At 63.5% G+C, this 26,088-nt stretch carries 16 protein-coding genes and 1 pseudogene; 8 read left to right on the top strand and 9 right to left on the bottom strand.

The features are described from left to right. Positions 1-5 precede the first annotated feature (5 nt). From GR303_RS07565 to GR303_RS07555, 3 genes are all read right to left on the bottom strand, one after another. A complete protein-coding gene (locus tag GR303_RS07565) occupies positions 6-4,307 on the bottom strand; it encodes a translocation/assembly module TamB domain-containing protein (protein ID WP_161722543.1) in 4,302 nt (1,433 codons plus the stop codon). Further along, entirely contained in the window at positions 4,307-6,277 is a 1,971-nt protein-coding gene (locus tag GR303_RS07560; protein ID WP_343038420.1) for an autotransporter assembly complex protein TamA, read from the bottom strand. The genes GR303_RS07565 and GR303_RS07560 overlap by 1 nt, the downstream gene beginning before the upstream one ends. A 322-nt stretch (positions 6,278-6,599) precedes the next feature. Next, entirely contained in the window at positions 6,600-7,424 is an 825-nt protein-coding gene (locus tag GR303_RS07555) for a DUF2189 domain-containing protein (protein ID WP_161722545.1), read from the bottom strand. Positions 7,425-7,624: 200 nt separating this feature from the next. Here GR303_RS07555 and tam point away from each other — a divergent pair, with 200 nt between their 5' ends. The 3 genes from tam (at position 7,625) to GR303_RS07540 (ending at position 11,013) form a co-directional block, all read left to right on the top strand. Continuing rightward, positions 7,625-8,398 carry a trans-aconitate 2-methyltransferase gene (tam, locus tag GR303_RS07550; RefSeq protein ID WP_161722546.1) on the top strand — a complete coding sequence of 258 codons (774 nt, stop codon included), beginning with the start codon at positions 7,625-7,627 and terminating at the stop codon, positions 8,396-8,398. A gap of 212 nt (positions 8,399-8,610) precedes the next feature. After that, positions 8,611-9,123, top strand: a complete 513-nt coding sequence (locus tag GR303_RS07545; protein ID WP_161722627.1) for a FecR domain-containing protein — start codon at positions 8,611-8,613, stop codon at positions 9,121-9,123. 3 nt (positions 9,124-9,126) lie between these two features. Continuing rightward, a complete protein-coding gene (locus GR303_RS07540; RefSeq protein WP_161722547.1) occupies positions 9,127-11,013 on the top strand; it encodes a CHASE2 domain-containing protein in 1,887 nt (628 codons plus the stop codon). Positions 11,014-11,055: 42 nt separating this feature from the next. On the opposite strand, the gene GR303_RS07535 is transcribed toward GR303_RS07540, so the two are convergent. Together GR303_RS07535 and hmgA are read right to left on the bottom strand one after the other, a co-directional pair. Continuing rightward, entirely contained in the window at positions 11,056-12,750 is a 1,695-nt protein-coding gene (locus GR303_RS07535) for a tetratricopeptide repeat protein (protein WP_246205444.1), read from the bottom strand. Between the two features lie 787 nt (positions 12,751-13,537). Then, positions 13,538-14,896 carry a homogentisate 1,2-dioxygenase gene (gene hmgA, locus GR303_RS07530; protein WP_161722549.1) on the bottom strand — a complete coding sequence of 453 codons (1,359 nt, stop codon included), beginning with the start codon at positions 14,894-14,896 and terminating at the stop codon, positions 13,538-13,540. Between the two features lie 59 nt (positions 14,897-14,955). On the opposite strand from hmgA, the gene GR303_RS07525 reads away from it, so the two are divergent. Continuing rightward, a complete protein-coding gene (locus GR303_RS07525) occupies positions 14,956-15,393 on the top strand; it encodes a MarR family winged helix-turn-helix transcriptional regulator (RefSeq protein ID WP_161722550.1) in 438 nt (145 codons plus the stop codon). A 26-nt stretch (positions 15,394-15,419) separates the two neighbouring features. Here GR303_RS07525 and hemN read toward each other — a convergent pair whose 3' ends face one another. From hemN to GR303_RS07510, 3 genes are all read right to left on the bottom strand, one after another. Then, the gene (gene hemN / locus GR303_RS07520) at positions 15,420-16,772 is read right to left on the bottom strand and encodes an oxygen-independent coproporphyrinogen III oxidase (protein ID WP_161722551.1); all 1,353 of its coding nucleotides are present in this window, start codon (positions 16,770-16,772) and stop codon (positions 15,420-15,422) included. 264 nt (positions 16,773-17,036) lie between these two features. Next, positions 17,037-19,871: a Calx-beta domain-containing protein gene (locus tag GR303_RS07515; RefSeq protein WP_161722552.1), complete on the bottom strand. Its 2,835-nt coding sequence runs from the start codon at positions 19,869-19,871 to the stop codon at positions 17,037-17,039. Positions 19,872-20,179: 308 nt separating this feature from the next. Continuing rightward, the gene (locus tag GR303_RS07510; protein WP_161722553.1) at positions 20,180-20,617 is read right to left on the bottom strand and encodes an Lrp/AsnC family transcriptional regulator; all 438 of its coding nucleotides are present in this window, start codon (positions 20,615-20,617) and stop codon (positions 20,180-20,182) included. A gap of 124 nt (positions 20,618-20,741) precedes the next feature. Here GR303_RS07510 and rocF point away from each other — a divergent pair, with 124 nt between their 5' ends. Continuing rightward, complete coding sequence (gene rocF / locus GR303_RS07505; protein WP_161722554.1) at positions 20,742-21,692, top strand: arginase; 951 nt, start codon at positions 20,742-20,744, stop codon at positions 21,690-21,692. A gap of 3 nt (positions 21,693-21,695) precedes the next feature. Then, positions 21,696-22,751 (top strand): ornithine cyclodeaminase, encoded by a 1,056-nt coding sequence (locus GR303_RS07500; protein ID WP_161722555.1) that lies wholly within the window; start codon positions 21,696-21,698, stop codon positions 22,749-22,751. Positions 22,752-22,775: 24 nt separating this feature from the next. Here GR303_RS07500 and GR303_RS07495 read toward each other — a convergent pair. After that, a pseudogene (locus tag GR303_RS07495) lies at positions 22,776-23,114 on the bottom strand (antibiotic biosynthesis monooxygenase family protein). 220 nt (positions 23,115-23,334) lie between these two features. Between GR303_RS07495 and GR303_RS07490 the strand changes: the two are divergent. Both GR303_RS07490 and GR303_RS07485 read left to right on the top strand, forming a co-directional pair. Then, complete coding sequence (locus tag GR303_RS07490; protein WP_161722556.1) at positions 23,335-24,087, top strand: TerC family protein; 753 nt, start codon at positions 23,335-23,337, stop codon at positions 24,085-24,087. A 438-nt stretch (positions 24,088-24,525) separates the two neighbouring features. Beyond that, a complete protein-coding gene (locus GR303_RS07485) occupies positions 24,526-26,076 on the top strand; it encodes a UbiA family prenyltransferase (RefSeq protein ID WP_201751941.1) in 1,551 nt (516 codons plus the stop codon). Positions 26,077-26,088 lie beyond the last annotated feature (12 nt).

Here is a 26,088-nt window from a genome sequence, read left to right as displayed (position 1 = left end):
AACCTTCAATACTCCAGTTCGAAACCTAGCCCCACGGAGCTTCCACCTTCAGCGTTGACCTCGCCCTGAGCCTTGAGGCGGCGTGTAATATCGATATCCACTGTCACACCGCTTTCATTCGGTTGAGCCCCCGCCCTGACGCCCACGCGAACATTGTCACTGATGTAGCGCGAAACGCCCACGCCCGGCCCTCCGCCGGCGCCAACGGTGATGTCGAGGCTGTCCACCCCGAGCGACCGCCGCAGGCGCTCGAAGGCGTCGTTACCACTTCCCCCCGACAGTTGCGCGACAGCCTGGGCAAGCTGGAGCGCCTGACCGGCCGAGAGGCCCCCGGAGGGTCTCTGGAACAGGATGCGCGAGAGAACTTCGTCCTGGGGCAGATCGGGTTCGGAACTGAAGGCGAATTCGGGACCGGAGGCCGGTCCGGTGACTGCGATACGTGCCGTAACGTCCCCAGCCTGGGTCTCGGCCAGGAAGTCGAGGGAGGGCGTAAGGTCCCCGATGAAGTCGAGCCTTCCGCGCACGAACTCAATCCGCCGCCCCAGCAGATCGAAGCGGCCGCGCCGGAGTTCGAAGGCCCCGGTCGCGATGGGGTCCTGTGTCGTTCCCTGAAGCCTGAGATCCCCACCGAGTTCGGCATTGATCCCCCTGCCTCGGACGAAGATGCGGTTCTGCGCCGTAAGCGTCAGGTCGAGTTCGGCTCGGAAGGGCGCTCCTCTGGTGGCAGCGGATTGCCGCCGCTGGGCCAAGGCAAGGCGGGCTGCGGCGGTCGGTGTAGGCCGCACATGCTTGGTCCCAGGCAAGGGCCGCAAGGTCGTCGGAAGGCGATCGGGCACCGAAACATTCATCGTGATGATGTCGATGCGTCCGGCGGCTCGGGGGCGGGTCAGAAGAGGCCCGGACAGGGTGAAATCCAGATCGGCGCTCGCCTCGACAGTCCCATTGGAGACGAGCTGGGCGCGACTGCCCACGATCCTGATCTCTCCCGGCAGTCCAGCAGCGGGATCGAGCGCGACCTGTCCCCGGGCGGAGAGCGAACCGCCATTGGGCGTCTGAGCGGTGAGGCTCTCGATCGACAGCACCTGTCCGCGCGCCGCCAGGCGTCCAGCAATGCCGTTCAGTTGGATGCCTTGAAGAGCATCGACAAAGCTCCCGTCGGAGATCGTGACCGCACCTTCGATACGGGGCTGCGAGAATGCCCCGGCAATCGACAGGTCGAGATTGGCGAGACCCGCGAGGCGCTGTCCGGAAGCCGAGAGGAAGGTATTGGCGACAGCCAGATCGGTCCGGCCGGCAATCCTGAGAGCCAGCTCGTCGGCTTGATCGAGCGGGACGCTGCCCGAGACCTGCAGGGTTCCGGCACGGCCAATGGTGACCCGCGCATCCACTCCTGCGCGCCCACCGGCCAGCCGGCCCTGAGCCTCGACGGCGAGAGGCGGAAGGCCGGCCTGACGGGTCTGGGCCGTCGCGAGGCCGGTGACGTTGAGGCGATACGTCCCGGACAGGTTCTCCGTCGGCCCGGCGATGGCAGCACTGCCGTTGGCCGTGCCGGCGACGCCCAGGCTAGGCGCCACGACGTCGATCGTCTGGAGCGGCAGGTTGCGGACGTCCACGGAGAGATCGAGCCTGTCACCGATGGTGCCGGACAGGGCAATCCGGCCCTGATCGGCGGCAATCACCAGATTGGATGTGCTGAGCGTCCCACTTCGCAGAACGAGGGTCGCAGGCTGGGCGAGGGACAGCCTTCTGCCGCCGCGGCGGGCCGTGAAGGCGGCGAGATCAATGCGCGTTGCATCCCCGGGAACGAGACGCCCCTGAGCGTCGAGGCTGAAGCCCTGGCCAGCGGCGGAGGCGCTGAAGCGCGATGCATCCGGCGCTCCCTCAGCCACGAACCGCAGGTTCCTGTAGGCCTGGCCCCCGGCGGTGAGACTGTCGGCCGAGACCGTCCCATCGATCATGGGGCGGTGGTAGAGGTCCTGAACCAAGAGCCTCGCATTGAAATCACGCAAAGCCACATCCGCAACGGCAAACCGCACACCTCTCGCCGTGACGGTGACGTCCTGCCGCCCGTCCTGCGCCTTCAGTGCAACGACGGCGTCGAGCGATCCATCGAGCTTCGTCAGGACGATGGGGCTGAGATCGTCGAAGTTGCTGCCGGACAAGGAAATCTCGCCTTGCGCAAGCCGATCGGAGCCCAGGCGGAGGTTGCCGTTGAGAGCGACAGAGCCGGCATCGATGTCGAGCCGGTCGAGCAGCCATCCCCCTTCCTGCGTCCTTGCAAGGTGCAGGGAGCCCGTTGCCGAATTTCGATCGACCAGCCCATCGAGCCTCAGGGAGGCGTCGAGTGCGCCGGTCACGTCCTGAGCGTCGAGATCAACCGCGAGGCGAGGAATGGCGCGGCCGAGCGCACGAACATCGCTGAACGTCGCAGTGCCCTTCACATTCGGCGTATCGAGGGATCCGCCCAGACGAGCTTCGACCCTTGCCCTGCCCGCAGTCACGCTTTGGTCCACATGCCTCAGTTCATCCACCGTAAGGTCAAGGCCAAGATCGGCAGACGCCTGCGAGGCGCGCCCATCGATACGGGCATCGAGATGCGCACCGTCGATGCGAAAATCGTCGAACCCAAAACCGTTCGGGATGCGGCGCACCGTCCCTGCGGCGCTCACCGTGCGGCCCAGAAGCCCATCGAGAATGGCAGTTCCCGTCGAGAGCTCCCGCACCCGAGCGTCGATGACCGCTGCCATGTCGTAGCGGCGCGGATTGCCGGACAGGCGGGCGGTCAGCGTTGCTGATCCCTGCAGGGGACGATCCGCGATGCCGGAAAAGGGCGCCAGCGCCGGGATGGCAGCATCCAGGGTACCATCCAGAATGGTCTCCCCTACCCGTCCCGCGAAGCCCGCCTGCGCCGTGGAAGTTGTGATGCGTGCCGTCTCGATGCTGGCAATGCCTTCAAGGTCGAAGGAGCCGCGGGACGTCACAGCGAGCGTAGGTCCGACTGCCCGGGCAATCGCTCGGTCGGCGGGGCGGATGCCGGAGGCATTGGCATCGATGTCGAAAGAAAACCGATTCGGAGGGTCGGTGCCGCCGATGGGGTTCATGCTCACGCGGGCGGTCAGCGCATCGAGAGTTCCCTGCGGCAGCCTCACATCGGCAGCGTCGAGCGAGCCGTTGATCCGCGGCGCGTTCATCGGCCCCTGAACCTTTCCGTCGAAGTTCATTCGGGCAATCTCGGCATCGCCCGCACGAGTTTTGGCCCCTTCCGTCGGCAGGGCCCGCGCGCTGAGGCTGAGATCGAGGACGCGGCTGGAGCTGACGGCTCCCGTCATGTCGAAGCGGGCCACATTCGACGTGACGCGGAGGGGCTGGATGCGGATGGCTCCATCATCGGCAACCGCAATGTTGCCAAGGAGCTGGGTAGTGCCGCTGAAGACCGGTGCGATGGGGGGCGGTACAAGCCCTTCGATCCGAGCCGCCAGATCCGCATTCACGTCATAGGCTGCGCCGGTTCTCCTCACCGTCGCAGTGCCTGATGCCCCGATGCTTGGCCCGGCGGAAAAATCGAGTCGCGCTGCAAAATTGCTCAAAGGTCCCTGGCCAGACAGCCGCAGATCCACCGGGGGCAGTCCGGGCAGATTCATGAGCCGCGCGGCGATGCCGCCCTCGGGCTCCTGATGATTCAGCTCAAGCGTGAGGCGGTTCGTCTGCGGCACATAGCGAAGATCGATGCCGAGACGTCCCGCTGCATCCAGGCGCTGGGCCGCGAAGGCCAGGTCAAGGCCTTCGGACGGGTTGCCGATCTGGGCCGAGCCCTGCGCCGAAAGTCGGGCTGCGGTTCCGAGCACCGGCTCGCCGAAAGCGAGTTCCTGCAAGGCAAAGCGATCGACAACCACACGGACGGGAAGTTCGGGCAGGATCGGCTCATCGGAAACGGGCGCATTCTCCTCAGGCGGACGAGGTCTGCGCAGAACCTGCAGGCGATCGATGGCGAGTTCATTGACCTGAAGGCGCCCACGCAGCAGAGCCGTCCGGCTCCAGACCAGACGGGCGCGATCGAGGTTGAGCCAAACGCCGTCGCGATCCGCAATGCGCACATCGCGGATAACGGCATTCGAGGATAGCGCCCCTTCAATGCTGCCGATGCTAACCCGCGTCGTCGGCGTCGAGAGCAGGCGCGAAATGAGGCTGGCCAGCACACTCTGATCGGTCTGCGCCTGGCTCGGGCGAGCGGCGATCAGCCAGGAACCGGCAAGAGCCAGGGCGAGGGCGACGATCAGGAGGGCAACGGGGCGGATGGTCTTGCTCATCAGAAAGCCTGCCCGATGCCCACATAGATGCCGAAAGTGTCGTCACCCCGCTGCCGGTTCAGCGGCACTGCAACGTCAAGACGGATCGGTCCGATGCCGGTGTAGTACCGCAGCCCCAAGCCTGCCGAGAAGCGGACGCGCTCGTCAAAATCGGGATAGCTCGACGCAAAGGCCGTACCTGCATCGACGAAGGGCACGATCCCGATCGTGTCCGTAACCTTGATCCGCGCCTCGACCGAGGCCTCCAGAAGGCTCCTGCCGCCGATGGGCTCCCCCAGGAAGGTCGGCCCCAGCGTCCGGTACCCGAACCCGCGGACGGAACCGCCCCCACCCGCGAAGAAGCGCCGATTGGCGGGAATTTCCTCGAGATCTGCCCCGACAATGGAACCTAGACCCAGACGCCCAGCCAGCACGTAGCGCGCTTCATCATCGAGGGAGTAATAGGCCGAGGCCGTCCCCCGCGCGACCGTCATGGGTACGGAAGAGCCCAGGAACTCCGGATATGGGGTTACGGAGGCGAGCAGCCTGACGCCTTCCGTCGGGTTGAGGGCGTTGTCCGTCGAGTCGTAGCTGAGGGAGACCGGCAGCCCGACGAGCTGGTAGTCGATCTGCCCGAGAACATCCGTCGTCTGCCCGCGCTCGTACTCGACCCCTCCCTGGATCGAGAAAGTCTCGCTGAAGCGGTGGCGGATCCCGGCCGTCCCGTTCACCAGACGGCTGGTGTAGCCTTCCGTCCGGTCGCGCTCCACAAGAGCCTCGGCCAGAAGATCGTTTCGGCTGCCGCCCAGGGCGGGCTTCAGGAAGCTCGCGCGGAAGCGCCCGCCAAAGTCCTCCCATCGTGGGTCGCCCTCCCTGTTTGGCCGGCCGCCGTCCTCTGTGAGGTAGAAAAGATTGCCTTCCAGTCTCAGCCTTTCGGCTCCGCCGAACAGGTTCCGATGCGCCCAGTAGGCTCGCAGAGCTGGTCCGTCGGTCGTGGAATACTGGATCGAGGCGCCGATGATCCGCGGCTGGCGCTCCGTGACCTCCACGAACAGGGGCAGGTTGCCATAGGCGTCGAGGGTCTCTCCCTCGCGGATCCGCACCGATGACAGAGCTTCGATCTGGGCGATCGACCGGCGCATGGAAGCGAGCGTTGCCGGCGAATAGGGATCGCCGGGCTCCGTATAGATGAAGGAGCGCACCACCGCGGGATCCACGTTCTCTGTTCCTTGAACCCTGATGACCCCTATCCCGGCACGAGGGCCCGGATCGACACCCAGGGTGACATCCATGACCTGGCTCGGGTGGTACACGACGGGCTCGCGGTCAGGCACCTTCGCGAAGGGCCGCGATTGAGCTCGGAAGTGATCGACGATGCGGGCTTCGGCAGCGAGGATGTCGGCCGAGCGCGCCGGATCCCCAGGTTGTATCTTCACGATCCGGGGCGGAAGCTCGGCTGGCGTGAAGGTGCCTCCGGTCCTTGCATCGCGGATGGAGACGTTTCTCAGCACAAACTGAGGCCCTGGATCGGCAACGATCTGAACAGGCACGAGGGCACGCGCCTGATAGGTGGAGGCGGCCCGCACGGCAGCATCGGTGCGTGGAGCCTGCAGCGCCAGCGGCACGCCGGCGACGTTGATGCTGACGCGAGCGTTGTAATACCCGGCTCCCCAGAGCGCATCGATGAGGCGTGGCAGATCGGCCTCTGCGCGGCTGACCAGAGCGGCGGCATCGGGGGGAGGATCGGCTTGCAGGCTTTGAAGCGTCGAGGCGTCTTTCAGCACCTGTTCCAGATCGCTGCCGCCGCCGTTGATGCCGTAGTCGAGGGAATACGGCAGAGCCTCCATGTCGGGAGGAGGCGGAGCATCAGCGCTTCCTCGGAACCATCCGAACAGGTCGAACGCAAGAGCCGGCGCCCAAGGCAATCCACCGAAGAGAACGCCTGCAAGGAGGATCGACGCAACCTGCCGTTTGGTGCTCAGCCGCAGCACGTGGGGCACTCTCTCCCTTGCAACACTAATTCAAATTGCCCTCGGTTCGGGGATGTACCTAACCATAGTTTCCCTTACGGCAAAACCCCAAGGCTCCGTCTCGGCCAGACGTTGGATTTAAGGCACATCACATCGCAGGGAAGATATGTTCATCCAGCGGACAATGATGCCGCTCATGAACGGGCGATAGGGTTATAAACCACACAAGCTCCAGGCGAATGGGGCATTTACCATCTCGTTGAATTCGCCCCAGCCCGAAGCAATGGTGGCATCCGAAACAGCGGCGCCATCGCGCCGCCTTGCGATCGGAAGTTTCACCCGGTCAGGTTGCCGAATGCGCCTCTTGAGGGTGTGGCGGCTCGACCACCCGACGGTACAGGTGCCAAGTAGCGTGCCCCAGCACAGGCATGACGATGGCAAGTCCCACGAACAGCAGGATGGAACCGAAGAACAGGGCACCCGCAACGATAAGGCCCCAAAGGGCCATGGTGAGGGGGTTCATCGCGACCGCCTTGATGGAGGTGTAGACGGCCACGGCTGCCCCCACATCCCGGTCGAGCAGGAGCGGGAACGAGATGACGCTGATGCTGAATGCCACCAGGGCAAAGACAAAGCCGAGCGCATTCCCGAGAACGATCAACCGCATGCCTTCAGCAGTGGTGAGAACCTGATCGGCGAATTGCCCATAGGATGCCGGTGCCGCATACCCGAACAGGGACTCGTACAGCAGGCGGGCGGTCGCTAGCCAGGCGAAGAAGATGACCAGCAGCAGTACCCCGAGAGCGGCGATCGATGGAATCGATGGCGACTTGAGCACATCGAACGCATCCTGCCACGCGATTGGAAGCCCCTGTTCGCGTCTCCTGCTGATTTCATACAGCCCAATGGCTGCGAATGGTCCTATGAGCGCGAAGCCGGAGGCCAACGGGTAGAGGAGCGGCAGCGCATTGTTGGTGAAAGTCAGAGCAGCCAGGACAAAGCCGATGATCGGGTAGATCAATCCGATAAAGATAAGGTGAGAAGGCATCGCCCAAAAATCGTCGAAGCCCCTTGCCAGGGCTTCTTTCAGATCCGCGAGTGTGATCTTCCTGACAACGGGATAGGCCGGAACCTCGCCGGCACCGGCGACGACGTGAAAATGAGCCATAATCGCTCCTCCAGGGCTGAACCTTGGCAGTTGAGATCACGGCTCAGCGTGCGTCATCGATGGTCACGCCTTACCGCAACCCGGCGCCACTATACGCTCGAAGGCGGCCGCTGGCGACAGGGGCCGCGGCGCACGAATGCGTGAGACGGGTCATTCTGGTTCTGGTAAGCAGGTGTCGGAAAGGGACAAAGGAGCATGCCTTGGCCGACTGGAACGCGGGACAATACCTGAAGTTCGAGGACGAGCGCACGCGTCCGGCCGCCGACCTGTTGAGGCGTGTTCCGGTGGTCTCCGCCCGGAACGCAGCCGATATCGGCTGCGGGCCCGGCAACAGCACGGAGTTGATCGTCAATCGCTATCCGGATGCCCGGGTGCTCGGCCTCGACAACTCACCGGACATGCTTGCCAAGGCGCGCGAGCGGTTGCCCGGCGTGACTTTCGAGGAGGCGGAGATTTCGGCATGGGAGCCGGGCGAGCGCTTCGACCTCATCTTTGCCAACGCGGTGCTTCAATGGCTTCCGGACCACCCTGCCCTGCTCCCGCGTCTCGTCTCGTTGTTGAGCCATGGCGGATGTTTGGCCGTTCAGATGCCGAACAACCTCGATGAACCGTCCCACAGGATCATGGAGCAGGTCGCCCGGAACGGCCCCTGGGCTGGGAAGCTCGCCCGGGCCTCGGAAGCGAGAGAGAAGATTGGATCCTTCGAGGAGTACTACACCTGGCTGCAGCAGGCAGGATGCTCCGTCGACATCTGGCAAACCACCTATGTTCACCCTCTGGCAGGAGCCGGTGCGATCGCAGAATGGTTCAAGAGCACAGGGTTGAAGCCGTATCTGGATCCTCTCTCGCCCGAGGAGAGGTTCGGCTATCTGGAACTCTATCGCACTGAGATTGCCAAGGCCTATCCTGCGCAGCCGGACGGCAGGGTTCTCCTGCGTTTTCCCCGGTTGTTCTTCGTAGCACAGCGGCTCTGAGAAGCGGGATCAAGGCTGAAAATCATGTGTTCGCCGATGCGAATGCGGTACATCGAAAGGTGATCTCCGGCACGTCGCTGGCTCCCACAATCCGTTCATAGTATAAGCGGTCGGTATCCTTCTGCCGACTGGGACGGAACTTTGTCCGGTGGTTGTGGAGATGCAGCATGGCACCGCAAGAGCCAGGTTATTCGAACATTTGCGCCGGCGCCATGCGGCTCCTGTTGCCCTCGTTGCTGGCTGGAATCCTTGTGAACGGGCCTGCCGCCGCACAGAGAATCGGTTGCGTGGTCCAAACCGCTGCAGCCCCACACAGGCAAGTGCTCCATTGCCGTGATGGGCTGATCCTCGAAGCGGAGGCCGGAGCGGGTTTCGACCTCATCGACAGCAACCGGGATGCTTCGCCCGATGCTGTGAGGCTGCAGAACCGGGCCATCTTCATCGATGCTTCGAAGCGGTCGGGCCGGCAAGGCTTCCGGGTGATCACCCCGCAGGCCATTGCAGCCGTCCGCGGTACCCAATGGGCTGTCGATGTGAGCGGAGGCAAGACGGCCGTCTTCGTGGTGACCGGCCGCGTCTCGGTCCGGCGGGCAGCCGGCACCACCGGAAGCGTCAGCCTCGGACCTGGAGAAGGCGTGGACGTCGAGCCAGGTGCGGCTCCGCTCGCGGTCAGGCGCTGGCCAGCAGCCCGCGCCGCCGCGCTCCTGGCCCGCTTCGGGCGATGATCCATGTGGCACAGGCGGCATGCCCCTACCCTGGCGGCAGCGGTGATTGCCTGTCTGTGGGGACTGGGGCTTGCACTTGCCCATTGGGAGGGACACCTGTCCGGCCTGGAGCGCATGGAGGCGCCCCTCGCGGATCTGCGCTTTCTCATCCAGGGACCACGGCCTCCGCCCAGCACCATCGCGATCATTGCCATCGACGACCGGACAGTGCGCGAGGCAGGCTCCTATCCCCTGTCGAGGACTGCGATGGCACGCCTCGTTTCCAAGCTCGCGCGCATGAAGCCCAAGGTGATCGCGCTCGATATTCTCTTCGTCGATTCCGGTCCCCCGGACGCCGACCTTGCCCTAGCCTCTGCGCTCCGCGAGGCGCCGACCGTCCTTGCAGCAGCGGGCCTCTTTGAACGCGACGCACGGCGCGGCCAGGCTCCCGAGCAAGGCACCCTGGATGAGATCCCGGCTGCGCAGAGCCTCCTCCTTCCCATCGAAGCCCTTGCAAGCACATCGGCCATAGGGGTTGTCAACATCGCGACGGATCCGTCCGGCGTTCCACGATCCATTCCGCTTCTTCTGCGCGCAAACTCAAGGCTGCTCCCCTCCTTTCCCCTTCGCACCGCCTCCGTTGCCGCAGGAAGCAACCCTGCCATCGCACAGGATGGAGTCACGTTGGGCGATGTTTCGACCCGCACCGATGAAGGCTTCAACCTACCCCTGCGGTTTTATGGTCCCTCAGGCACGATCCGCACGATCAGCGCAAGCGAGATTCTGAACGATGAGGTCGATGAAAGTGCGATCCGCCACAACATCATCATTGTCGGCGCAACTGTGGCGGGAGGGGGCGATGCGTTCCCCACGCCGTTCGATCCGCTTCTGCCCGGTGTCGAGGTCCTGGCCACGGCGACGGCCCACCTGATCGAAGGTGACGGGCTGGTGCGCGACAGACGCACGCGGCTTGCCGATGGTGTGATGGCCGTAACCCTGCCTGTTCTTCTCGTGCTTCTCCTCGCGTGGCATCGCAGCCTGTGGGGCTTTGCCATGATCGCGGCGGCGGCGGCCGCCTGGATCGCCGTGACGGTCATAGGGTTTACGCACGGCCTCTGGCTCAGCGCCAGCCTGCCCCTCGCGGCCGCAATGCCGCCTGCGGTTCTTTTCGGAGCTGCACAGCTCTGGCTTGATCGGGTCCGTGCCGAAAGACTCCGGCAGCAGAGCCAAACCCTGCGGAGCTTCCAACCCCCGAGTCTCGCCAGACGGCTGGCAAAGGACCCGGGCTTCCTCTCCACGCCCGTACGACAGGAAGCAGCGGTCGTCTTCGTCGACCTGTCTGGATTCACGGGACTGAGCGAGATCCTTCCGCTCGATGACACCCGTGAGATGCTCAGGCAGTTCCATACGCTCGTGGACAGGGAGGCCGTGCAGCGCGAAGGCGTTGTCGCCAGCTTCATGGGCGACGGCGCGATGATCCTGTTCGGGCTTCCTGATCCGGGATCCATGGACGCGTGTCATGCGGTTGAGTTTTGCGTTCATCTTTGCTCCCGCATGGAGGAATGGATCGCCACCCTGCCCGATCCGATTGCATCGCGCATCGGCTTCAAGATCGGCGCCCATCACGGCGTGATCATCGCATCCCGCCTCGGCGGCGACAGCCATCAGCACATCACAGCCATTGGAGATACCGTGAACGTTGCAAGCCGGCTCATGGAGGTCGCGGCATTCCACGAGGCGGATGTGGCCTTGAGCGACGATCTCTACCAAGTCGCAGGATCGGCCAGCTCGATCTTCGAAACCGGTGTGCTGGACGGCGTCGTCGCCACATCGATCCGCGGCCGCGCGAACCCGATCTCGATCTGGCTGTGGAGGAGAAGGCCGGTCCTTGAGAAGCGAAGGGCTCCGTGAAGCCTGCCGGAGCCCTTCGCAAGGATGAGTTGGAGGCGAACGTCAGAGCTGCTCGGGTGCCGGCAGGCCCTCTCCAAGCCAGTTCTTCTGCATCAGTTCTCTCGCCTCTTCGAGCCCCTTCTGGTCCCCCTGCGCTTGGGCAGCGAGGAGCAGCCCCGCCGCCGCCCAGCCATTGTTGGGCGATCTCTGAAGCGCCTCCTGGAAAGCCGCCTTCGCCTCTGAAGCCTTGCCTTGAGCGAGAAGCGCGGCACCGAGGGACTGATGCACCGGATAGTACCAATATGGGGGCTCCATGTAGGGCAGCCGGTCCTGGATGGCTGCCGCTTCCGCGAACAATGCGGCGGCTCGCGCCGGGTCTCCCGCCCGTTGTGCGATTCTGCCCTCGATTTCACGGACGGCAATGGACAGAACGTCCGGCCCGGGAATTCCCGCATCAGGCAGCGATGCGATCTCAGGGCGCTGAGCCAGGGCCTCGATGGCAGCTGCCTCGGAGCGGGCCTCGTCCGCCCGTCCCAGACGGGCGAGTGCAACGCCGCGTGCATAGTGCCAAGCGGCTTTCACATAGGGGAAGTCTCCTTCCGGTGTCGGCAGGGACAGCACGGTTTCGGGCGTCGAGAACAAGACATGGGCGTTGTAGGGCGCCGCCGCGATGGGCTGCGTCCAGGGAACCTCGCGCTTGGCCCGGTCGGATATGAGTCCTGAGAGCTTGTGCGCCGCATCCACGGCCGTGCGACCATCGCCACCGCTCAAGGCAGACACCATGACGAAGTGAACATTGTGCGCATAATACGCTTCCGAGTACAGGAGGCTCGCACCTCCCTGCCCGATCTGCGCCTCGTCAGCGGCCGCAGCCCTGATGTTGGCGTCCAGGCTCTCGCGCCAGCGGCCCAGGCGATACCAGATGTGGCTGGGCATGTGGACCAGATGCCCCGCTCCAGGCATGAGGCTCTCCAGGCGAGCCGCGTCGGGCGCAGCCCGCTCCGGCCGATCCGACGCCTCCACGGCGTGGATGTAGAGGTGGATGGCTCCGGGATGATCGGGACTCGGCTCGAGGGAGCCGAGCTGTCGCTTCCCCAGCACGCCTTCGAGCAAGGCGACGATCCTCTCCGTCTTTCCCTTCGGGGTCTTTCCGCCATCGGCCCAGTAGTCCCACGGCGTGAGGTTCATGAGAGCGTCGGCCGTCAACACGGCGACATGGGGATCGTGCGGGAAACGCGTCTGCACCGCCTCCATAGCATCGGCGTAGGCTTGATCGAGAGCCTTGCGGTCAGCGTTCGGATCCGGCGAATGCCGTCTAGAGAGCGCCTCTACCAGAGCCTCCTGCATGTCTCCGCTTTGGGCCGCTAGGACTTTTGCCTTCTCGAGCACGGCGATGGCCCGCGCATTCGCGTCGGCATCCATGGGATAGTTGATGTGGGGGCCGAGGACCCAGGCCTCGCCCCAGAGGCACATGGCGCAGCTCGGGTCGATCTCCTGGGCTGCTCGGAACGCGCGCGCAGCCTCTGCGTGATTGAACCCCCACCCCAGCCGGTAGCCCTGGTTGAAGTAGGCTTGCGCATCACCGGCCGGATCTCTCGTCACCGGCCACGATAGAGATCCGAGATTGCCCTGGAGCGGAGGTTTGGCGTCCGTCTGGGGGGCCGCTGCCCCACGGGGCAGATCGCGTCCATATGTTCCAAGCTCGCTGCGCTTCGGCTTCGCATCCGGCACCGTCGGCTGCAGCTGTGCCACGGTCATGTGATGGGCAGCCCCATGGTGACCTGGCTTTTGCAGAGCATGCAGCATGCGGACGCGCGGGGAATCATGTCCGCCAAGCGGGCACGCATAAGCCACGCCTCCCGTAACAAGGGTCAGGGTGGCCGTTGCAGCAAGAAGGGCGGAGCGCAAAGAGCGACGACGATGCTGAAGGTTCGATGTCGTCATGGGAAGGTCCTCCTGGCGAAGAATCAGGAGGATACTCGCGCGGGCCGATTGCATCTGTGCCAAGCGGCACATGAGGCAAAGCGCAACTCAACTGATCGAAATTGAATCGCTACAACGTAATAAAAATGAGTATCGGATCTGTGCCGGCGCCTGCTGAACGTTTCACAGCTTCGGCAGGGGATCACATCCCCTGCCCTCAAGCGTCAGAAACACAATCCGCTCAAGCGTTCTGTTGCTCCGGCGAGCGGTTGCTGCGGATGGAGCGTCTCCTCTCCCGCCTCAGTCGCTTCATCAAGGCAATAGACGCAATCATCGTGCGTTCCAGTTCAACCAGAACGGAGTTCGTGTCCGGCACGAGCGAACGGTTCTTTCGTTCCAAATTCATCAGCAGCTTGTTCCGCGTTATGCTTGTTGGTCGGGCACGCGATGGACGTGCCCGGCGGCAACCAAAGCGTTGCAGTGCGGCTGCAATGTGGCAACGAGACCCGAGGATAACCAGCAACAGAATAGCGCAATATCGATGCGCGGCAGGATGATCTCACATCCACAAAAAAGCCACCGGAGCTTGAGGCTCCGGTGGATGGTTGGGAGATCCTCACGCTCAGCGCTTGTTCGGATCGAAGTGCTTCTTGAGCTTGTGGCCGTAGGAGGCATAGTCCTTCTGCAGCGACTCCGTCTGCGCCGCGAAGGCCGTCACGCGCTGCGGGAAGCGAGTCTCGAACATGAAGGCCAGCGTGCCTTCCAGCTTGTGCGGCTTGAGCTCCACGTTGCTGGCCTTCTCGAAGGCGTCGACGTCAGGTCCGTGCGGCAGCATGGTGTTGTGCAGCGACATCCCGCCCGGCACGAACCCCCCGCCGGTCTTGGCATCGTAGACGCCATAGATCAGGCCCATGAACTCGCTCATCACGTTCATGTGGTACCAGGGTGGCCGGAAGGTGTTTTCCGCAACCAGCCAGCGTTCGGGGAAGATCACGAAGTCGATGTTGGCCGTGCCGGGCGTCTCGGAGGGCGAGGTCAGCACTGTGAAGATCGACGGATCGGCGTGATCGTAGAGGATCGGTCCCACCGGCGAGTAGCGCCGCAAATCGTACTTGTAGGGCGCGTAATTGCCGTGCCAGGCGACCACATCCAGCGGCGAATGGTCCATGTCGGCCACCCAGAGCGAGGCGCCCCATTTCACGTACATTTTCGAGGGAACATCCCGGTCCTCATAAGCCGCCACGGGCGTGAGGAAGTCCCGCGGATTGGCCAAGCAGTTCGCGCCGATAGGACCTCGCTCGGGCAGCGTGAATGCGCCGCCATAATTCTCGCACAGGTAGCCCCGGGCCGGGCCGCCCGTCAGCTCCACCCGAATCTTCACGCCCCGGGGGATGACGGCGATCTCGCCCGGCTCGATATCGATGATGCCGAACTCGGTCCACAGACGCAGCGAGCCCTGCTGAGGCACGAAGAGCATCTCGCCATCGGCGTTGTAGAAGTACTCGTCAACCATCGAGCGGGTGACGAGGTATACATGCGCTCCCATGCCGGCCTGCGTTCCGGCGTCGCCAGCGGTTGTGATGGTGCGAATCCCCTCCAGGAAAGAAACCGGCTCGGATGGCAGCGGGATGGGATCCCACCGCATCGGCGCGATCGGCACCTCCACCTCGGCAGCGGGCGCCGTGCGCCACAGGCCGATATCCGCTTTCCTGAACTGACCCCAATGGGAAACGGTGGGCCGGATGCGGTAGAGCCAGGAGCGCTCGTTGGTGGTGCGCGGCGCGGTGAACGGGGAGCCGGACAATTGCTCGGCATAGAGGCCGTAGGCGCATTTCTGAGGGGAGTTGCGGCCGATGGGCAGCGCGCCCGGGAGAGCCTCGGTCTCGAAGCCGTTGCCGAAGCCGGACATGTAGCCCGGCTGGATGGCGCTCTCGATCCGGTCGGTGGCTTGCGACTGCAGGGACGGGTTCTGGACATTCATGGGCAGGATCTCCACAGTTGGTCGCAAATGTAACTGTTTATTTTGTAACCAACAACACCATGACCACGCTCCGGCTTGAGACATTCCTGCCCTATAGGCTCAACCGCCTGGCGGCTGCGGTGTCCCAGGAATTCCGCTCCGTCTACGGTCCCCACCACGATCTCACCATTCCCGAATGGCGGGTTCTAGCCACGCTTGGACAGTTCGACGGGATCAGCGCCAAGGCCATCGGCCGGCACTCTTCCATGCACAAGACCAAGGTCAGCCGGGCCGTCCGAGCCCTGGAGGAGCGGCATTGGCTCAAGCGGCGCACAAGCGAAGAGGACCGGCGCGAGGAGATCCTGTCCCTCACGCCGCTCGGCCGGAAGATCTATGGGGAGATCGTTCCCCAGGCCCTCGCCTTCGAGCGTCGCATTCTTGCCGAACTCGGGCCGGACGCCAGGCCGCTCCTGGCAGCCCTGCAGAACCTGGAGCGGATCTTCATGACTGACCGATAAGCCCGACTTAGGAAGATGCCCAGCCCTTAGACCGCCCTGCTATGGGTGCGCCCGGAGGCACCGAGATAGGCATCGAATGCGGAAGCGACGCTCCTGACGAGGAAGCGCGCATCCTCGTTCACGGAAAGGACGTTGCCCTCCAGGCGGATGATGCCGTCATCCTGGAGCATGCGCAGCTTCGGGATCACCTCGAGGATGGACTCGGGTGCCGTTTCGTGCTGCCGGCAGACCTGTCCCACATCGACCCGAAAATCGCACATGACCCGCTCGATCAGGTCGGCGCGCAGGCGGTCGTCGGCGGTCAGGGCATAGCCCTTTGCGGTTGCGAGCTCGCCACGCAGGATGCGCTCGGCATAGCGTCCGAGCACAACCTCGTTCTGCGCATAGCCCTGAGTCAGCCGCCCGATGGCCGAGGCTCCGAAGCCGATCAGCACATCGCTGGGATCGGTGGTGTAGCCCTGGAAGTTGCGATGCAGCACGCCTTCGTCCTGCGCCTGGACCATGGTGTCCTCGGGCAAAGCATAGTGGTCAAGGCCGATCCGGCGGTAGCCGGCCGCCACGAGCGCCTCGGCGATGGCCTCGGCCTGCGCATAGCGCGCCTCGCCGTCGGGCAGAGCAGCCTCGTCGATCTTGCGCTGGTGCTTCTTGAAGGAAGGCACATGGGCATAGCCGAAGACGGAGAAACGCTCAGGGCGCAGCGCGATGCTCTTCTTGACGGTCTCGACGCAGGATTCAACCGTCTGGTGCGGCAGGCCGTAGATCAGATCGAAGTTTATCCCGCGGATGCCGGCCTCCCGCAGGCCCTCCGTCGCCCTCGCCGTCTGCTCGTAGCTCTGGATGCGGTTGATGGCCCGCTGAACCACGGGATCGAAGCTCTGCACGCCAAGGCTGGCGCGCGTGACACCTGCAGCCCCGAGCGCCGCCGTCATGGCGCGGGTCAGGGTCCGAGGATCGATCTCGATGGCAATCTCAGCACCCTCGCCAAGGGAGAATCTCTGCCGGAGCAGGTCCATGAGGCCGGCGAACTCGGCCGGCTCCATGATCGTCGGGGTGCCGCCGCCGAAATGCACGTGGCGGACGTCCATCGGCTTGGCGATCCGATCAGCGACCAGGCCGATCTCCCGGCGCAGGACCGCAAGGTAGTCGAGGATCGGCGCATCCCGCTGGGTGATGGTGGTGTGGCATCCGCAATACCAGCACATGGAGCGGCAGAAGGGAACATGAAGGTACAGCGATGCGGTCGCCTCCGGCGCCAGATCGGACAGCCATTGTCCGTAGGCCTCATGCCCGACGGCACCGGAAAACTGCGGCGCGGTGGGATAGCTCGTGTAGCGGGGAAGCCGCTCCTCGCCGTATCGCGCTCTCAGGTCGTCTCTCATGCCAGCAAACCCCGATGCTGGAGCGGCTCACCGCTCGCTGCCGCCCCACGAATGTTTCATGCTGCATGTAACCGGGTTCGGGCCGCGCTTCTTTGACCTTCGTCAATCGCCCCTCCGCAACGGAGGGTCGGGCCCGACATTGATTGAGATCAAATGCAGCACCGGCGGCTGCGCTGCGCTCATAAAGCAGAGCCTCCGCCTTATGACAGGCGGAGGCTCTGTTGCTCATTGGATCGCCAGCAGAGGATGGCAGGCCGTGGTGACCTACAGCACCCAGTCGAAGGAGCTGGACGACGCGCTTCCGGCCGCCTGGAAGCCGAAGACCACCTCCTGCCCCGGCGCGATCTTGCTGTTCCACGTCGCATTGTGGAGCACGTAGGTATCGCCCGCGCGGCTGGCGATCTCGGCGTTCCAGATGTTGGAAATATTGACCGGAGTCTTGAGCTGCAGCGTCCAGGCATCCACAGTTGTCGTGCCGGTGTTCTTGACCGCCACATTGGCCGTGAAGCCGCTGCCCCAGTCGTTCGTAACCGTCGTGGTCGCCTTCAGGCTCGACGTCGTGGATGGAGGCGTCGGGGGCGTGGGCGGCGGTGTCGTGACGCTGCCGTCGTCGTTCACGATGGTGGCGGTCGCCGCGGTCCTTCCGAGGGTTGCTCCCGTCGGGCTGGACAGGGCAATCTGGAAGGCCTCGTTCGCCTCCTGAAGGGAATCGCCCGCCACCTTCACCGTAACCGTCTTCTTCGTCTCGCCGGGGGCGAAGGTCAGGGTTCCTGAAACCGGGGTGAAGTCGCTGCCATCGGCCGTGTCGGCCACGGTCTTATAGGCGACCGTCACCGGCGTTGCCGAGGCGGCCGACAGCTCCACCGTGAAGACCGCATTGGTGGTGCCATCCACCGTGGTGCCGCCACCGCCCGTTTCGAAATCGAACATGAGGGGCTGAAGCTGCGTGACCTTGTTCTGGTGGACGGATGTCCAGTCGTCCTGCAGGATCCCGCCCGTATCGCCGGAATTGGGATTCCACGACCACCAGGTCCAGTGGATTCCCTGCTTGCCCGACGCGATGTCCGTAGTGCCGTTGGCGTCGAAGTCACCCGAGAGGTAGGCTTTGATCTTGCTAAGCCATGCCAGATCCTTCGGATCCGTCAGCCGGCTGCCGAACTCACCGAGGTAAACCGGCGCGATATTCTGCTTGTAGATGTAGCCCCACATCTGATCGAATTTGGACGGCAGATTGTTGGGGAAGGATGGATCGTTGAACCAGGGCTGGCCATAGATCGAGTTCGGATAATCGTGCGCCGAATAGACAAGGCGCCCCGGCACGTCGAGCACGATCGGGCGGTCCTTCACGCCCATCAGGTTTCCGCCCCACCAGTAGTACTGGTTGTTGTAGGCTTCGATACCCTCGACGAAGATCAGCCACTTCGGGTTTGCCGTCAGGATGGCATTGCCGGCGCGCTCGGCGGCTGCGGCCCAATCCGTCGCTCCGCCGCCGCCCCAGGTGGCCGGCCCGTGCGGCTCGTTGTGCAGATCGGCACCGATGACCGTGGAGTTGCCTGCATAGCGACTAGCGAGCATGCTCCAGTTGGCGATCCACTTCTGCTCCGTGTAGGCCCCCTCGTACCAGAGACCGCTGCCGTTGGCGCCCGCACCGGCACTGGAGCGGTGATGGTCGAGAATGATCTTCATGCCAATCTGGCCTGCATAGGCCACGATCTTGTCCATGATCTGAAGGCCCGTGAGGCCGATGAGATCGGGGTTCTTGCCGAAATCGATGCCGTTCGGCCGGCTGCCGGCCTCAAAGAGCTGATCCGAGAACGGCAGGCGGATGGTGTTGAATCCCAGATCCGCCATCTGGTTCATCATGTCCTTGTAGCTGCGGGCATGCAGACCGTCCGGCGCATAGCGGTCTGACTCCATGCCGAACCAGTTCACGCCGGCGATCTTCACCGTGTTGCCGGCCTCGTCGAGGATCTGGTTGCCCACCGTGTGGAAGAACCCGACGCCTGCGCCGGAGCCCGTGCCCGGCACGGTGACAGGATTGCCCTCCTGCACGGAGATGTCTCTGACGGTAATGGTGGGCGTCGGGGCGACCGTGTCGTCGTTGACGATCGTTCCCGTGGCCTGGGCCTTGGCAATCGTGGCCCCGGATGCATTGGACAGGTTGAAGCTGAACGTTTCGTTCGCCTCCGACAGGAGATCCGCGATGACGGAGACATCAACCGTCTTCGAGGTTTCGCCCGGTGCGAACGTCAGAGTGCCGGATTTCGCCGTGTAGTCGGTTCCTGCAAGAGCCGTCCCATTGCTCGTTCCATAGGAGACGGTGACAGGCGTTACGGATGCGGCCGAAAGGCGAACGGTGAAGGCGGCATTGCTCGTGCCGCTCTGCCCTTCCGTGATGCTCACATCGGCCACGCTGAGCGACGCTGGAGGGGCGGCCGCATCGTCATTGGCGATGGTCACCGCGCCCTGCCCGTCGGCAACGGTGGCCTTCGAGGGAGAGGAAAGGTTCACGAAGAAGGATTCATTGTTCTCCACGACGGTATCGCCGAGGACCGGTACGGCAATCGTCTTGGTGGTCTCCCCCGGCGCGAAGGTCAGCGTGCCTGACTTGGCCGTGTAATCCGCACCGGCCAAGGCCGTGCCGTTCTCCGTGGCATAGCTCACGGTTACGGTCTCAGTTGAAGCTTTGGAGAGCGAGACGGTGACCAGGGCTTCCTTCGTGCCCGTGTTCCCCTCAACAAGGCTCATATCTCCGACGGAGAGCGACGGGAGGACCGGGGTCGGTGTCCCACCGATGGCCGTGCCGTTGACGATGTAGCCTGCCGGCTGTGGGACCGGTCCTGTGCTGTTCGCCTGGAAGCCGAAGGTCACGGTGCCATTCGGAGCAACGGAGCCGTTCCAGGACGCATTCCGAACCACGTAATGGTTGCCGACCCGGCTGACGATTTCCCCGTTCCAGAGATTTGTGATCTCGAACGGGGCATCGAACTCCACCACCCAGCCGTTCATGGCACTGGGGTTCGCGTTGACCAGGGAAATGGAACCGGTGAAGCCCGAGTTCCAGCTGCTGTCAACTTTGAAAGATGTAGTATACCCCATCCTCGTACCCGTTGTTGTGATGAGATTAATATCCCACAGAGGTTATATGTGCAGATGGGGAGATCTAACTGACATTGCGGCAAAATATGGACCACCTCATCATTCCATGATGACAATTATACCAGATGTAAGAATTTTTCTTCTTTGTCTCTAATGAACACAACCTGAAATCTATTCAAGCAACCCACTACAACGCTGTATTTATTGTATTGTAGTTACATCCTAAAGAACCAGGAAACCTGCTGCTCTTGATATTATGCCGATCATGAGGAGCTCTGCTTTGCTGCGGCAATCGGCATGAACGCGCCCTACAGCCGGGCGCGCGTGCTTCGCGGCGTCGCCAGCAGGAGGTTCGTTTCCGAGGCAATGACGCCGGGGATCAGGCGGACACGCCGCAGGATGGCGTCGAAGTCGGACAGGTTGCTCGCCCCCAGTTCGACGACGAGGTCCCATTTCCCGTTGGTGGTGTGAATGGCGCTCACCTCCGGGAAGCCGCCGAGCGCGTCGACGACCCGGTCCCCGGCCCTGCCCTCCACCTCGATCAGCATGATCCCGCGCACGGGCAGGGCAACCGCATCGGCCCGCAGGATCACCGTATAGCCGACGATATCCCCGGAGCGCTCCAAGCGCTCCATCCGGGCTCGGACGGTGGCGCGCGAAACGCGAAGTTCCAAGGCGAGGTCCGAGACGCTCCGCCGGCCGTTATGTCGGAGGAGCGTGATCAGCCGTTGGTCGAGATCGTCCATGGCAAGCCAGAATGAAACGCATAACTTGCCATTTTGATCAGGTATCTTGCTCCGTTTGTCAATTTAATCTGTTCAATACGCCGGAAGCCCTCGGTAGCTTGGCGATTGCTCAAGGAGACGAAGAATGGGATCGACCGCGTGCATCATCCTCGGTGCGCCCGTGCAGGAGGGCGCCGGGCGGCTCGGCTGCGACATGGGGCCAAGCGCATTCCGGACCGCCGGTCTGGTGCCTGAGTTGCGCAACCTGGGCTATGCCGTCGAGGACCGCGGCAACATCGCACCCGCACCGCTTCGCGACCTGCACCACCCGAACCGCGCCATCAGGGCCCTGCCTGAGACGGTGGCCTGGACCGAATCTATCGCCAAGGCTGCCTATGAGGCGAGCGGAGATGGCATTCCGATCTTCATCGGCGGCGATCACAGCCTCTCGGCGGGCTCCATGACGGGGCTCGCCCGCCGGGCCGCCGAGGAAGGCCGGGAGTTCTTCGTTCTCTGGCTCGACTCCCACCCGGATTTCCACACCCTCGAGACCACGACGAGCGGCAACCTCCATGGGATCCCCATGGCCTATGCCACGGGCCTCGAAGGGTTCGAGGGCTACTTTCCGCCCGTGGCAGCGCCTATCAACCCGCGGAACGTCTGCATGATGGGCATCCGCAGCGTCGACCCTGCGGAACGCGCCGCCCTGTCGACATCCGGCGTGACGGTCCATGACATGCGCGCCATCGACGAGAACGGCATCGCGCCTCTTCTCGGCGCCTTCCTCGAACGCGTCGCCGCTGTGGACGGGATTCTCCACGTGAGCCTCGATGTCGATTTTCTCGATCCGGGCATCGCGCCCGGCGTCGGCACCACCGTTCCCGGCGGCGCAACCTTCCGTGAGGCGCATCTCATCATGGAGATGCTGCACGACAGCGGTCTGGTGAGAAGCATCGATCTGGTCGAGCTCAACCCCTTCCTCGACGAGCGGGGTCGGACGGCCTTGCTGATGGTCGATCTCGTTTCAAGCCTCATGGGCCGGCGCGTGCTCGACCGCCCCACGCAGAGCTACCGCCATACCCCGAAGACACCCTGAGCCATGATCCCGAAACTGAACATCGTCCCCTTCGTCAGCGTGGACCACATGATGAAGCTCGTCCTCGCCATCGGCGTGGAGCGCTTCCTGCTGGAGCTTGCCGAGTGCATCGAGGCCGATTTCCGACGTTGGGAATCGTTCGACAAGACGCCGCGGGTCGCCTCCCACAGCCGCGAGGGGGTGATCGAGCTCATGCCGACCAGCGACGGCGAGGTCTATGGCTTCAAATACGTGAACGGCCACCCCAAGAACACCCGCGAAGGGCGACAGACCGTGACGGCCTTCGGGGTGCTGGCCGATGTGGGAACCGGCTATCCCGTTCTCCTGACCGAGATGACCATCCTCACGGCCCTGCGCACCGCTGCCACGTCGGCCGTTGCGGCCAAGCACCTGGCCCCGAAGGGCGCCCGCTCCATGGCCATCATCGGCAATGGGGCGCAGGCGGAGTTCCAGGCTCTTGCCTTCAAGGCCCTCCTGGGCGTGGACACCTTGCGCCTGTACGATATCGACCGTTCCGCCAGCACGAAATGCGTCCGCAACCTTGCCGGCATGGGATTCGGCATAACGGTCTGCAACTCCATCGAGGAGGCGATGGAGGGCGTTCAGATCGTCACCACGGTTACTGCCGACAAGCAGAACGCGACGATCCTGACGGACAACATGGTCGGCTCGGGAATTCACATCAACGCGGTCGGCGGCGACTGCCCGGGCAAGACCGAGCTGCATGCCGATATCCTGAAGCGATCCGACATTTTCGTGGAATACCCGCCGCAGACCCGGATCGAAGGCGAGATCCAGCAGCTCCCTCCGGATTACCCGGTCAAGGAGCTGTGGCGGGTGATTGCCGGCCTGGAACCCGGGCGCACCGGCGAGCGGCAGATCACCCTCTTCGATTCCGTGGGATTTGCCATCGAGGACTTTTCGGCCCTGCGCTACGTCAAGCGACAGATCGAGCAGACAGGTCTCTACGAGGAACTCGACCTCCTCGCCGATCCGGACGAGCCGCGCGACCTCTTCGGCATGCTCCTGCGGGCAGCGGCTGCGCCGACGGCGGCCTGAAGGCTTGTCCCGCCGCTCCGGGGCTCACACCAAGTCGAGCGATCCGGGAGCCTGCACCCGGTCCTGGGGGCCGTAATCCCGCACCGCCTCTGCGATCCGCAGGCGGTAGTCGGCAAACAGCTCGCGCCGGCCCAGCGCCTGCGCCTGCCGATGCTGGAGGTGGCTGCGTCATTGCCGGATCGCCTCCTCATCGCGCCAGAACTGAAGCGAGAGGAGCTTGCCCTCCTCGTAGAGGCTCTCGAACCGCTCGACCGAGATGAACCCGTCGATCTGCTCCACCTCGGCCCGCAGGGCAGCGGCAAGCCTCAGGTAGTCCTCCTTGCATCCGCTCGCGGGCCACACCTCGAAGATCACTGCCATCATCGGAAGAACTCGCTCCTGGCGCGAGGCAAAGACCGCAGAATGCCGGGTACCGCAGGAAAGCATGGCCAAGCGGCAGGAGAGCATCAAGGACGGGAGCCGCCACCTTTCAGAATGGCGGCGGACGTCACAAATAGGGGGGCACGGCCAAGCTGACTCGTTCTCGGCTTTGCCAGAGGATGAAATAGGATATCTCGATGTCGAGAGTTGAAAGGAATCTTGAATGGACTTTACCTGGCTATCCGATCCGACAGCCCTGGCGGCCCTCGCGACCCTCGTCGTGATGGAGGTGGTGCTCGGCATCGACAACCTGATCTTCATCTCGATCCTGACCAACAAGCTGCCTGAGCACCAGCGCTCCAAGGCCCGGCGTATCGGCATTGCGCTGGCCCTGATCCTGCGCCTGGGCCTGCTCGGCACCATCGCCATCATCGTGACCCTGACGGAGCCGATCTTTACCCTTTTCGGTCATGCCTTCTCCTGGCGCGACCTGATCCTGATCGGCGGCGGCCTGTTCCTGGTCTGGAAAGCCACCAAAGAGATTCATCATAACGTCGATTCCACCCCCACCGACGACATGTTCGACACGACGAAGGCCACCATGACGTTCGGGGCGGCGATCACCCAAATCCTCCTGCTCGATCTCGTATTCTCCCTCGACAGCATCATCACGGCGGTCGGGATGACGGATGTGGTCATGATCATGGTGATTGCAGTCGTCGCAGCCGTGACGGTGATGCTGGCGGCGGCCAATCCGCTGGCCCAGTTCATCAACAACAACCCGACGGTCGTGATGCTGGCGCTGGGCTTCCTCCTGATGATCGGCATGACCCTGATCGCCGAAGGCTTCGGCGCCCATGTTCCGAAGGGCTATATCTATGCGGCGATGGCGTTCTCGGCCCTGATCGAGGGGCTCAACATGCTCTCTCGCCGTGCCGCACGCCGCAAGGCTGCCGGCACCCAGGAGCCGAAGTAGCCATTCGAGGGAAGGTGCGTCCCCTGCACCTTCCCTCCCATTTCCGCAAAGCGCCAATCAGGAAGCGCTGTCCACCCCGGGATCTCAGAAATAAACCTCGGGAAGAATTCTCAATCGAGGCAAGCGTGTCCGATGTCACGATGAGCGTGTCACCGCAGCAATGGCATCTTGCAACTTTTTGCAGACTAAGCCGTTAGTGGGCTGTTCCTTATGTACCAGCATCGGCCGATGCCCTTGCTGCCAGTGTTGATGCGCGGTCGGAGACGAAGTCTCTCAAGCGTTACGCTAGTGATCGGAAAAGTTGGACGACAAAGGTGAAACTGCCGAGCGTCACCGATCGTTGTGACGCCGCGTCTGCGCCGGGTTCGTCCCTTCGCTTTTCAGCTTGACCGTTTGCGTGGACTACCGGGATGTTCTCCTTGAGGCGGAGTGTTTCTATTGTCGTCGTTCGAGGTGAAATCGCAAGGGGCGCGCCGTAACAGTTCCTCTCTCGGCCGCGATGAGGCGGAAAACCGCACATACGAACGAGATGACAGCCATTGGACGACCATTGTCGTCGAAACACCCCCAGCCGGTCCCGGCCGCCCGCTGGTGGTCGATCTGGACGGCACGTTGATCGCCTCCGACCTGCTCATCGAAACTGCCTTTGCCGAACTGGGCCGGCGTCCGCACTCCCTGTATGAGATGCTAACTGCCCTCTCCCGGGGAAAGGCGGCTCTCAAGCATCGTCTGGCAGAACCGGCGGATTTCGATCCCAGCACCCTGCCGTATGATCCGGAGGTTCTTGCCCTGATCCGCCGCGCCAGGGCAGAGGGACGTCCGGTCTACCTCGCCTCGGCAAGCCACCGGCGCTTGGTTGAGAGCATTGCCCAGCATCTGGGGGAGTTTACCGGCTGGTTCGCCTCGGATGAAACCACCAATCTCGCTGGCGCCCGAAAGGCTCATCAGCTCGTCGAGGCGTTCGGGGAGCGCGGTTTCGACTATGTCGGCAACGATGCCGCCGACGTGGCCGTATGGAGCAAAGCGGCGAAGGCATATGCGATCCGTGCGCCCTACGGCGTACGCAGAAGACTCATCCGAACCGGACTTGATGTCGAGCATCTGCCATTCCAACGCGTCACTTGGCGCACCTGGCTCAGGATGCTCCGTGTCCATCAGTACGCAAAGAATGCTCTCGTCTTCCTGCCGCTCCTGACGGCGCATGTCTTCACCCCAGAGGCCGTGCTCCAGGCTATTCTGGCCTTCTTCGCCTTCTCGCTGTGCGCATCGAGCGTCTATATCCTGAATGACCTGGTCGACCTGAAGGACGACCGAGGGCACCGCACCAAATGCAGGCGCCCTCTCGCAAGCGGCGCCATTCCTCTCATGCATGGGGTTATTGCCATTCCGCTCCTCTTCCTGGGAGCAGTGGCGTTGAGTGCCGCCGTCTCCTTGACGTTCCTCGGTGTGCTGCTCGGCTACTTCGCTCTCACCACGGCTTATTCATTCGCGCTCAAGCGCATCATGATCGTGGATGTCCTCACCCTGGCAGGCCTTTACTCGATCCGCGTGATCAGCGGCGCGGTCGCCACGGGCATCGCTGTCTCCGAATGGCTCCTGGCCTTCTGCATGATGATCTTCATGTCGCTGGCTCTCATCAAACGCTACGTGGAGCTGGCAGCGCGACGGGATGCAAGCCTGCCCGATCCGACAAGCCGGGACTACAAGCTCAGCGATCTCGACATCGTCGCCGCCCTGGCGGCGGCAGCGGGTCTCAATGCCGTAACGGTGTTCACGCTTTACATCGCCAGCGATGACGTGAACCAGCTCTACACCCGCCCTCAGCTGCTTTGGCTTGTAGGTCCCCTCCTGATGTACTGGATCGCCCGCGCCATGATGCTGGCGGGCCGGCGCCAGATGGATGACGATCCTGTGGTGTTCGCCATGAAGGACAAGGTCAGCCTAGCGACGATTGCCGCGACAGCCCTGCTGATTTTCGCAGCAATCTAGGCCATGGTTCCT

The sequence above is a fragment of the Microvirga arsenatis genome, from assembly GCF_009910705.1.
Lineage (GTDB): Bacteria > Pseudomonadota > Alphaproteobacteria > Rhizobiales > Beijerinckiaceae > Microvirga > Microvirga arsenatis.
Note: the sequence above shows the minus strand (reverse complement) of the source record. Positions and strands in the feature narration are given on the sequence as shown.